5 protein-coding genes and 1 pseudogene are annotated in these 4,573 nt (G+C 66.0%); 4 read left to right on the forward strand and 2 right to left on the reverse strand.

The features are described from left to right. Nucleotides 1-611: SDR family NAD(P)-dependent oxidoreductase (locus EN879_RS25165; RefSeq protein WP_245493863.1), on the reverse strand; the 611-nt coding region annotated here is incomplete at its 3' end. Nucleotides 612-814: 203 nt separating this feature from the next. On the opposite strand from EN879_RS25165, the gene EN879_RS25170 reads away from it, so the two are divergent. Beyond that, nucleotides 815-1,273 (forward strand): MarR family winged helix-turn-helix transcriptional regulator, encoded by a 459-nt coding sequence (locus EN879_RS25170; RefSeq protein ID WP_024504123.1) that lies wholly within the window; start codon nucleotides 815-817, stop codon nucleotides 1,271-1,273. 21 nt (nucleotides 1,274-1,294) lie between these two features. On the opposite strand, the gene EN879_RS25175 is transcribed toward EN879_RS25170, so the two are convergent. Next, nucleotides 1,295-2,473 carry an MFS transporter gene (locus tag EN879_RS25175; protein ID WP_027162085.1) on the reverse strand — a complete coding sequence of 393 codons (1,179 nt, stop codon included), beginning with the start codon at nucleotides 2,471-2,473 and terminating at the stop codon, nucleotides 1,295-1,297. 208 nt (nucleotides 2,474-2,681) lie between these two features. Between EN879_RS25175 and EN879_RS25180 the strand changes: the two genes are divergently transcribed. From EN879_RS25180 to EN879_RS25190, 3 genes and pseudogenes are all read left to right on the forward strand, one after another. Next, complete coding sequence (locus EN879_RS25180; protein WP_013530112.1) at nucleotides 2,682-3,044, forward strand: helix-turn-helix transcriptional regulator; 363 nt, start codon at nucleotides 2,682-2,684, stop codon at nucleotides 3,042-3,044. A gap of 68 nt (nucleotides 3,045-3,112) precedes the next feature. Next, nucleotides 3,113-3,877: a metallophosphoesterase family protein gene (locus tag EN879_RS25185; protein WP_063168791.1), complete on the forward strand. Its 765-nt coding sequence runs from the start codon at nucleotides 3,113-3,115 to the stop codon at nucleotides 3,875-3,877. Between the two features lie 225 nt (nucleotides 3,878-4,102). After that, nucleotides 4,103-4,573, forward strand: a pseudogene (locus EN879_RS25190) (SH3 domain-containing protein); the annotation flags it as partial.

The raw sequence follows: 4,573 nt of genomic DNA on the forward strand, positions 1-4,573 counted from the left end.
CCTTCGACACCTCCTTCGGCGGCATCTACAGCGGCACCAAAGCTTATGTGGTCAACTTCACCGAAGCCCTGCACCTTCACATTGGTGCCCTCAACCTCACGGTGCAGGGCTTCGGTGAAGTTGACCACATAAGCTTTGGTGCCGCTGTAGATGCCGCCGAAGGAGGTGTCGAAGGCGAGCACCGAGGCGATGTTGACGATGCCGCCGCGGTTGCGTGCCAAAAGCCCCGGCAGCACGGCGCGGGTTAGACGCGTCAAGGCGATGGTGTTGACCTTGATCATGCGCTCGGCCGCGTCGACATCGGCGGTGGCCACGACGGCCTGGCCGCCGATGCCGGCATTGTTGACCAGCAGTGTGATGCTCTCGTCGGCTGTTACAGCTTGCTCGACGCGGCGCACATCATCGTCGTTTGCAAGATCGGCGCTGATCACGCCGACCTTGCGGCTATAGGTCTGGCGCAGCTTCCCGGCCAGTTCCTCCAGCCGGTCGGCGCGCCGCGCCACCAGCACCAGATCGTAGCCCTGCCCGGCCAGCCGGTCGGCATAGACCGCGCCGATGCCCGACGAAGCACCGGTGACGACCGCCGTGCCCTTGTTGCCCTGTCCACTCATTGTCCTGTTCCTTCTTCAACTGATCTTGTTCGTTTCGAATGACCCCCGGCACCGTGGCATCTGCCGCGCTGCCGGAAAGCCGCAAGATAGTGGCATATACCATTAATCGTGAAGTAGGCATATGCCACTATCTTGTCAATGAGACGGGCGGGGATTATTTGAGGGGAGCAGCCGGGCCTCATTCGCCGGCGCCAGGGACCATCATGTCAAAGGACAGCCTGCCCGGCCTCACGCTCTGCAACAACGCCGCGCTGCGCCGCGCGGCGCGCAAGCTCGGCAAGTTTTATGATGATGTGGTGGAGCCGTCAGGCCTCAAGGCGACGCAGCAGGGCCTGCTTTACCAGATCCATATGGGCGATGAGCCGGCGATGGGCGCCATCGCCACGTCGCTGATCATGGACCTGTCGGCGCTCGGCCATACGCTGAAACCGCTGATCCGCGACGGCTATGTCGAGACCTTCGCCGACCCGGAGGACCGCCGCGTCAAGCGTGTACGACTGACGCCAAAGGGCCTGGACAAGATCGAGGAAGCGATGAAACTGTGGCAAATCGCCCAGCAGCGTTTCGAGGATGTCGTCGGCAAGGACAAGGCCGAAGATTTGCGCGCGGCTCTGGATGAGATCGCCGCGCTGGATTTTGATCTGCCGCCGGCCACGCCCTAAGGCCAGCGTTTGCCAAAGACTCTACTCGGCAGGCATTTCTACAGGCCGAGCCGCCCAGCGGCCGGCGACCACGACGCCAAGCCCGACGATCGGGAAGATCGCGGCGACCAGGCCGAGATCGGCCGGCGCGCCGTAGCGCAGCACGGCACCACCGACCACGGCACCCAGCGCCACGCCGAGATAGAGCGCCGAGGCGTTGAGCGACAGCACGATCGGGGCGGCATCGGGCGCCAGCTTGATGATGCGGCTCGCCTGCGCCGGCGGGAACGCCCAGCCGACGATGCCCCACGGCACCATCATCGCCATCAGCGCCGGCCCGGCAATATGGTGCGGCAGGAAGGTCGGGATGACCGACAATAAGACCAGCATGCCGGCACTCAGCGCCAGCGACCAGCCGACGGTGCGGGTCGCACCGAACCGGTCGGCGGCCTGGCCGCCGCCAATGTTGCCGATGACGGCGCCGACGCCGAAGGCGAGCAGCATGCCGGGCAGCGCGATCTGGCTGAGACCGCCGCCCTCGATGGCAAGCGGCGCGACATAGGCAAAGACGGTGAAGGCGCCGATCAGCGCCAGCACTGTCGTCAACAGGATCGGCATCACGCCGGGACGCAGCGCTGCCGCCAGCCTGCGCTTCAAGGGCAGCCTGGTGCCAACGATGCCCTGCGGCAGCCGGTACCACAGGATCGCGCCTGCAAGCGCGCCAAGGCCGGCGATGGCAAAGAAGGTGCCGCGCCAGCCGGCGACGGTGGCAACGAGCGCGCCGAGCGGCGCACCGAGCGCAACGGCCACAGTGGTGCCGCCGACAACGACGGCGATGGCACGCGCCCGGTGATGATCATCGACCAGCGCTACTGCGGTGCCCTGCGCGGTTGCGGCGAACAGGCCCGACGACAGCGCCATGACGATGCGCGCGACCAGCAGCAGTTCGAAGGAGGAACTCAAGGCGGCGGCGATGTTGCCGATGACGAAGAACACCAGCGTCCACAGGATGACGCGGCGCCGGTCCCATTCGCCGGTCAGCGTCGCGAGAATCGGCGTGCCGACCGCATAGGCGAGCGCGAAGGCGGTAATCAGCGTGCCGGCCAGCGGAATGGAGATGCCGGCATCCGCCGCGATGTCGGGCAGAAGGCTGGAGATGACGAAGCCTTCGGTCGAGATCGTGAACGATCCGAGCGCGAGCCAGAAGAGGCGCTTGTCCATGGCGGGATGTCCTTAGTTCAAAAGTTATTGAACAATTGGACATAACAGGGCATCATGTCAATGAAGCCAGGGAAAAATAGCTGAACCTTCCTGACAGCCCTGTGTCAGCACAGGCCGGGCGGGGTTCGCGCGAGACGGAGAAAGGCCACGTGGAGCCAACAATGATGGATGCGTTGAAATCGGACCCGACTGTGCTTAGTTTCGAGCCATGACCTTGCCACACCCCAATACGGACCAGATCAGCCTGCCGATCGTGCTTGGCGTGCTCGGCGACCCGACGCGGCTTGCCATCGTGCGCTATCTCGCCAGCAAGCAGGGCGTGCCGCTGAACTGCAGCCAGTTCCTCGATTTCGGCTCGAAGACCAATCTGAGCTACCACCTCGCCAAATTGCGCGAGGCCGGCGTCACCCGCGCCGAGGTGGTCGGCACCAACCGCATGATCACACTGCGCCGCGCCGATCTCGACGCCCGCTTCCCCGGCCTGCTCGACAGCGTCATCGCCGCCGCCGGCGACGATCCCGCACTGCCGGCGGTTGGCGGCCACGATATCGAAGTGCACGCCCGACCCTGAAGGACTTGGGTTCCTCGCCCACGAACGTGGGGAAAAGGAAAAGCGGCGTCACACAGGAGCTTCCCGAAATGCGCATCGCCGTCCTCGCCGATATCCACGGCAATGTGCTGGCGCTCGACGCCGTGCTTGACGACCTGCGCCGGCGCGGCGGCGCCGACCTGACCGTCAATCTCGGCGACAGCGTTTCCGGCCCGCTATGGCCGCGCGAAACGATGGAACGGCTGCAGGCGCTGAACCTGCCGACGGTGCGCGGCAACCACGACCGCCGTGTTGCCGCCGACCCCGCTGATGACACCATGTGGCCCTCCGACGTCTATGCGCAGGAGCGGCTGACCGAGGCACAGCGCCAGGTGCTGTTCGCCCAGCCGTTGACGCTGGAGATCGCACCCGGAATCATCGCTTTCCACGCCCGTCCCGACCATGACGAGAAATATCTCACTGATACGATCGTCAATGGCCAGCTGGTACGCGCGCCGCTGACGGCGATCCGGCGGCGGCTGAAGGCGCTCGACCCGGCTTGCCGCATCGCGCTGTGCGGCCACAGCCACCGCGCGGAACTGATCCGCGTCCCCGACGGTCCCGTCATCTTCAATCCGGGCAGCATCGGCTGCCCTGCCTATGACGATTCCACGCCGCCGGCGCATGTCTCCGAGCAGGGCTCGCCGCATGCGCGCTACGGCATTGTCACCCTGGGCAGCAACGGCCAGCCCGACGGCTTCGAGGCCATCGCCGTCGACTACGACCACGAGGCGGCCGCCAGGCAGGCCGAACAAGCGGGCCGGCCGGAATGGGCTCACGCGCTCAGAACCGGGTTCATGCCCCTGCCCGGCTGAAGGCTGGCGAAACGGCGGCCCGAATTTTCGGGCTTACATGGCGCCGCGTCGTCCCTTATAAAACCGGCCGGGCTTGCGGCGGGCTCGATCCGCCGCGGCACGGTATCAGCGCACGGCCAAACGATGAGGCGCACAGTTACGCTCCGAACAATCCTCCATGCGCTGATTGCTGCTCCGCTGCTGATGACGGCGTGGCCTGTGATTGCCCCCGCTATGGCTGAAGAGATGGCCCAAGAGGCGCCGGAGCTCGTCATCTCCGTCGTTACCGGCCTGGCGCCGGACGACCTTCTCAAGGTCCGCACCACCGCATCGCCGGTCGCCACGGTCGAGGCGCGGCTGAGCAGTGGCGACATGGTCACCAATCTCGGCTGCAACGACATCAACGGCTACAAATGGTGCAAGGTCGAGAGCACGGGCAAGGAGAAGCTGAGCGGCTGGGCGCCGGCGCGCTATCTCATCCCCCTCAATCCGAACCCCTATGTCGAAGGTGAGCCAAGACCGGCCGGTGCGCCGGTGGTTGCCTCCACCGGCAGTGGGGCCGAGCAGGCCTCGGCACCGGACCAATCGCAGGCCACCGGCTCAGCCGACAGCGCGCCGGTCGCACCGCCCGACCTGACGGCGCGGCTTGGCGGCGCCGGTCCGGCAGCCGAAAGCACGCCGAAATCGCCAGAGGAAATCGGCCACGCCGCCATGCAG

It is taken from the genome of Mesorhizobium sp. M7A.F.Ca.AU.002.02.1.1, from assembly GCF_003998535.1.
Classification (GTDB): Bacteria; Pseudomonadota; Alphaproteobacteria; order Rhizobiales; family Rhizobiaceae; genus Mesorhizobium; species Mesorhizobium ciceri.